Genomic DNA, 5,432 nt, shown 5'->3' with positions numbered 1-5,432 from the left:
TATCTGAAGGAGATCTCGAAGTTTCCTCAACTCACTCCTGACGAGGAAAAAGCACTGGGCGCCCGCGTCCAGAAAGGCGACGAAGGGGCATTTCAGAGGCTCATCGAAGCCAACCTCCGCTTCGTTGTGGCGATGGCGAAGAAGTATTCGCGGTCGGGATATCCGCTGCACGAGCTGATCAACGAAGGAAATCTTGGATTGATCGAGGCGGTCTCGCGGTTTGACCCGTTACGCGGGGTGCGCTTCATCACCTATGCAAGCTGGTGGATCCGGCAGGCGATTCTGGCGGCTATTGCCCATCACGGGCAGGTCTTCAGTCTGCCTCCCAAGCTGAAGCACGAGTTGTATCGATTCGAAACCAAGGTCGCTCATCTGACGCAGGAGCTCGGCCACCGTCCGTCGGTCGATGAGATTTCAAAAGAGCTCGGCATGACCGAGCGGGACGTTCGCGGAATGATGGAAGGCCCGCCGACCGAAGTCTCTCTGAACGCGCCGATCGGCGAAGAGAGCGAAACGCGCCTCGAGGATCTGATCGAAGACCAGAGCATCGCGCCCGTGGACGAACTTCTTATTGCCCAGTCGTTCGAAGAGCAATTGCAGACATTGCTCTCGCAACTCGAAGACAAGGAACGTCTCATCATCGAACGGCGCTTCGGTCTGGGCGATCGCGAACCGCAAACGCTCGCCGAAATCGGCGCCGCCCTGCATCTGTCGCGCGAACGCATCCGTCAGATCGAAGAGCGGGCGCTCCTGAAGCTGCGCCGGTCGCAGCGCGCGAAACAGCTGCTCGGCTACCTCAATTAACAGGGAAGGAACCACAGGAAACGTATTGGAAATTCGAAATTAAATTGGAAGTTCGAGATTCGACATTGGGAAATCCGATTGCCAATCTCGAACTTCCAATTTCGAATTTCCAATAAGCGCCCGTTTTGGAAACTCAGGTGCTACTACCAGACGAGGTTATCGGAAATGTCTACTCTTCCTCATCATCATCGTCTTCATCTCCCGCTTCCACGACCTGAATGAAGAACTGTGATTCGCAATCCTCGCAGACGAACTGTTCATCGTCACCGGCGTCTAGCTTTCCGGCACAAAGTGGGCAGAAAGAGATCTCAGCACTCATGCTGTCCTAAATACTAGAATGAAATTTTAAAGTCAAAGAGCTTTTATGAAACGAAACGGAATTGAAGAGCAATACGTCATCGACGATTTCACAAGTAAGGATACCTGGCGGATCTTTCGCATCATCGCGGAATTCGTTGAAGGTTTTGAAATGCTCGCGAAGATCCCGCCGGCCGTCGCCATCTTCGGTTCGGCGCGATCGCTGCCCGGCAGCGTCGGCTATGAGCGAGCGCAGGAAATCGCCAGCCTGCTCGCAAAGAACGGTTACTCCGTCATTACCGGCGGCGGGCCGGGCGTTATGGAAGCAGCCAACAAGGGCGCCACCGAAGCAGGGGCCACCTCCGTCGGCCTGAACATCGAGCTGCCGCTGGAGCAGAAACCCAACATATTCGCCAACAAGCTCCTGAATTTCCGATATTTCTTCGTGCGGAAAGTGATGTTCGTGAAATATTCTATCGCTTTCGTCATTCTTCCTGGAGGCTTTGGGACGCTGGACGAATTGTTCGAGGCGATCACGTTGATCCAGACACGGAAAATCAAACCATTTCCGGTTATCCTCGTTGGTAAAGAATACTGGAAGGGTTTGCTGGACTGGGTCGGCGACACCCTGCTGCGCGAAAAGATGATCGCGGTCGAAGACCTGGATATTTTAAAGACGGTCGATACGCCGGAAGAGGTTCTGCATTGGGTTCAGGATTCGCGAGTGAGAAACGGTGCGCATAGTGGAATTACGTCGTAGTTTCTCGCTCCGCTACAAAATTGCCGTACTGACCGTGTGCCCCGTTCTCGCGTGGCTTATTTTTGCCGGCGCCGCTCAAGCTCCCGCTGCCACCGGAGTGGGATCGATTCGCGCCGAGGGCCTGCGGCAGAAACTCACCTATTTCGCTTCCGAAAAATTCAAAGGCCGCGGCAACGGCACACCCGAATTGAACATGGCTGCGGATTACATCGCCGGTATCTTTGAGAAAAATGGATTGAAGCCTTCAGGAGATGCCGGAACCTATTTTCAGCACTTCGACATCTATTCTTCCCGCCTGGGACCGAAAAATGAATTGCACGTCCGCGACGCCGCGGGCGGGGAGATGAATTTGAAATCCCGTACGGATTTCATTCCGGAGCTCTGGTCTGTCAGCGGAGAAGTGAGTGCGCCCCTCGAACTGATCGACGAGGGCCGGCCCGGCGCCGCCGCAGTGAAAGGCAAAATTGCCGTCGAGCTCGAGGATCGTATTGTTTCCGATGATCCGGAATTCCCGGCCGATGCCACCGAAGGCAAAAAACTGGAAAACGAAGGCGCGATCGGCGTCATCATCGTTCAAAGTCTGGGAGATCGCAATCGCGGCCGGATCGCGGCGATGGCGGATAATTTCAGGGACGACCTCCCGGTCCGCCTGACACAGATGGCGAGTGTCGACACGCCGAATTATCCGCAGATTCCAGTCGTCATGTTGTCGGCCGATTCCGGCAGGCAGCTGATCGCCGAACTGGGAAAGCCTCAGGCGCCGTCCAGTGCCACGATGACGATCGACGTCCAGCGCAACATCCATCACACTCAGAATGTGGTGGCTTTGGTTGAAGGTTCGGATCCCACCCTCAAAAACGAAGTCCTTGTCGTCGGCGCGCACTATGACCACGACGGCGAAGCCTATGGCCAGATCTGGTACGGCGCGGATGACAACGGTTCCGGGACGGTTGCTTTACTCGAGATTGCCGAAGCGTTCGGACCCGGGGCGCCGCATCCCGCCCGCAGCGTTCTGCTGTGCGCCTGGGCCGGAGAGGAGAAGGGGGAGTTCGGCAGCCGCTTCTACACCAGCCATCCGGTTTTTCCGCTCAACAAAACGGTTGCCATGTTTCAGATGGATATGATCGGGCGCAATGAAGAGCATGCCGCCAATCGTGGACAGCAGGTTCCGGAAGAACGGGCTTCGGACAACGCGAATTCGCTGAATGTTCTCGGAACCGCTTTCAGCCCGGAGCTCAAGACGCTGATTTCCCGTGAAAACAGCGAAGTCCGGCTGAACCTCAAGTTTCGCTACGATTTTTCCGCCGAAGACCTGATGCGTCGAAGCGATCAGTGGTCCTTCATGCAGAAGGGCGTCCCCGGAATTTTCTTCTTTACCGGTCTGCATCCCGACTATCACACGCCGCGGGACACACCGGACAAGATCAATTATCCAAAGCTGGAAAAAGTCACCCGCCTGGTCTACCTCTCCGCCGTGCAACTGGCCAACGCTCCGAGCCGCCCACAATTCGTGCACGCCACGTCCGCTTCCCCGAAAGCCTATTGACACAGCGCAACTGCGCTTCTTAAAATTAGCACTCGGCATGAGAGAGTGCTAGCAACCCCTTGTAATTTTATTCAATGCGCGAAGCGCAAGCGCGGTAGCGCGCAGCAGTAAGAACAAAGCCAAAACAAAAAAGGAGAGCAAGACCATGAGAGTACGACCTTTGCATGATCGTGTTCTGATCAAGAGGATCGAAGAACAGGAAACAGTTAAGGGCGGGATCATCATTCCGGACTCCGCAAAAGAGAAGCCTCAGGAGGGCGAAGTGGTCGCGGCTGGAACCGGCAAGCGGCTGGAAAACGGGACTGTGATCCCTCTCGAGGTGAAGGAAGGCGATCGCGTTCTGTTCGGCAAGTATTCCGGAACGGAAATCAAGGTAGACGACAACGAGTACCTGATTCTTCGTGAAGACGAAATTCTGGGAATTCTGGCGACCTCCGGCAAAGCTGCCGGCAAGAAATAGGAGGGCTTGATGGCTAAACAAATTGTCCACGGCGAAGAATCCCGCCAGGCGATTCTGCGCGGCGTGAATATGCTTGCCGACGCAGTCAAGATCACGCTCGGCCCGAAGGGCCGCAATGTGGTTCTCGACAAGAAATTCGGCTCGCCGACGATCACGAAGGACGGCGTCACCGTCGCAAAAGAGATTGAATTGAAAGAGCCCCTCGAGAACATGGGGGCGCAGATGGTGAAGGAAGTTGCTTCCAAAACCAGCGATGTTGCCGGCGACGGCACCACCACTGCCACAGTGCTTGCCCAGGCCATTTTCCGCGAAGGCGTGAAAACGGTTGCCGCCGGCGCGAACCCGATGGCGGTGAAGCGCGGCATTGAACGCGCTGTCGAAGTTGCGGTCGAGAAGATTAAAGAGCTTGCGAAGCCGGTCAAGGGAGACATGATCGCGCAGGTTGCGACGGTCTCCGCCAACAACGACTCTACGATCGGAAACATCATTGCCGAAGCCATGAAAAAAGTCGGCAAGGACGGCGTCATCACGGTCGAAGAAGCCAAGGCCATCGAGACCACGCTGGATGTCGTCGAAGGCATGCAGTTCGATCGCGGCTATCTGTCGCCTTACTTCGTGACCGATCCGGACCGGATGGAATGCGTTCTCGAAAACGCGCTGGTCCTGATTCACGAAAAGAAGATCAGCACGATGAAAGACCTTCTACCGCTGCTCGAGCAGGTTGCCAAGATGGGCCGCCCGCTCTTGATCATCGCGGAAGATGTCGAAGGCGAGGCGCTGGCAACGCTGGTCGTCAATAAGCTGCGCGGAACGTTGCAGGCGATTGCCGTCAAGGCGCCGGGCTTCGGTGACCGTCGCAAAGCCATGCTGGAAGATATCGCGATCCTGACCGGCGGCAAGTCGCTGACGGAAGATCTCGGCATCAAGCTGGAGAACGTCCACGTCGAAGATCTTGGAAAAGCCAAAAAGATCGTCATCGACAAGGACAACACCACGATCGTCGAAGGCGCCGGTAAGCACCAGACGATCGAAGGCCGCGTGAAGCAGCTGCGGACGCAGATCGACGAAACGACCTCCGATTACGACCGCGAGAAGCTCCAGGAGCGCCTCGCGAAACTGGTCGGCGGCGTTGCCGTAATCAAAGTCGGCGCGGCGACCGAGACCGAAATGAAAGAGAAAAAGGCGCGTGTTGAAGATGCGATGCATGCGACCCGCGCGGCTGTCGAGGAAGGCATTGTTCCCGGCGGCGGCGTGGCCTTCATCCGCGTCATTCCGGCTCTCGAGAAGCTCAAGCTGGAAGGCGACGAGCAGATCGGCGTCAATATCGTGAAGCGCTCGCTCGAAGAGCCTTTGCGAATGATTGCGTCGAATGCCGGTATGGAAGGCGCCGTCGTGCTCGGCAAGGTCAGGGAGTCGAAGGATGCGAACTTCGGTTTCAACGCCGGCACGGACGAGTATACCGACATGATTTCCGCCGGTATCCTCGATCCCGCAAAGGTGACCCGCACGGCGCTGCAGAACGCAGCGTCCATCTCCGCTCTGATGCTGACCACGGAAGCTCTGGT

Annotated in this window: 6 protein-coding genes; 5 read left to right on the top strand and 1 reads right to left on the bottom strand. The window is 56.4% G+C overall.

All coding sequences use genetic code 11. The features are described from left to right. A partial coding sequence (locus VGK48_06475; GenBank protein HEY2380814.1) for an RNA polymerase sigma factor RpoD/SigA occupies positions 1-804 on the top strand: 804 nt, incomplete at its 5' end. 169 nt (positions 805-973) lie between these two features. Here the strand turns inward: VGK48_06475 and VGK48_06470 are convergent. Next, the gene (locus VGK48_06470) at positions 974-1,123 is read right to left on the bottom strand and encodes a hypothetical protein (protein ID HEY2380813.1); all 150 of its coding nucleotides are present in this window, start codon (positions 1,121-1,123) and stop codon (positions 974-976) included. 45 nt (positions 1,124-1,168) lie between these two features. On the opposite strand from VGK48_06470, the gene VGK48_06465 reads away from it, so the two are divergent. The 4 genes from VGK48_06465 to groL all read left to right on the top strand — a co-directional run. Beyond that, complete coding sequence (locus VGK48_06465) at positions 1,169-1,861, top strand: TIGR00730 family Rossman fold protein (GenBank protein ID HEY2380812.1); 693 nt, start codon at positions 1,169-1,171, stop codon at positions 1,859-1,861. Beyond that, positions 1,845-3,407 carry a M28 family peptidase gene (locus VGK48_06460; protein HEY2380811.1) on the top strand — a complete coding sequence of 521 codons (1,563 nt, stop codon included), beginning with the start codon at positions 1,845-1,847 and terminating at the stop codon, positions 3,405-3,407. The genes VGK48_06465 and VGK48_06460 overlap by 17 nt, the downstream gene beginning before the upstream one ends. A gap of 145 nt (positions 3,408-3,552) precedes the next feature. Next, entirely contained in the window at positions 3,553-3,867 is a 315-nt protein-coding gene (gene groES, locus VGK48_06455) for a co-chaperone GroES (GenBank protein ID HEY2380810.1), read from the top strand. Positions 3,868-3,876: 9 nt separating this feature from the next. Beyond that, positions 3,877-5,432, top strand: a 1,556-nt coding sequence (groL, locus tag VGK48_06450) for a chaperonin GroEL (protein HEY2380809.1), incomplete at its 3' end; no start/stop codon positions are given.

The organism is Terriglobia bacterium (assembly GCA_036496425.1).
Taxonomy (GTDB): Bacteria; Acidobacteriota; Terriglobia; order 20CM-2-55-15; family 20CM-2-55-15; genus 20CM-2-55-15.
Note: the sequence above shows the minus strand (reverse complement) of the source record. Positions and strands in the feature narration are given on the sequence as shown.

Excerpts from the sequence above, each read along its gene's own strand:
- VGK48_06470 (HEY2380813.1), bottom strand. The coding sequence starts at position 1,123 with ATGAGTGCTGAGATCTCTTTCTGCCCACTTTGTGCCGGAAAGCTAGAC.
- VGK48_06465 (HEY2380812.1), top strand. The coding sequence starts at position 1,169 with ATGAAACGAAACGGAATTGAAGAGCAATACGTCATCGACGATTTCACA.
- groES (HEY2380810.1), top strand. The coding sequence starts at position 3,553 with ATGAGAGTACGACCTTTGCATGATCGTGTTCTGATCAAGAGGATCGAA.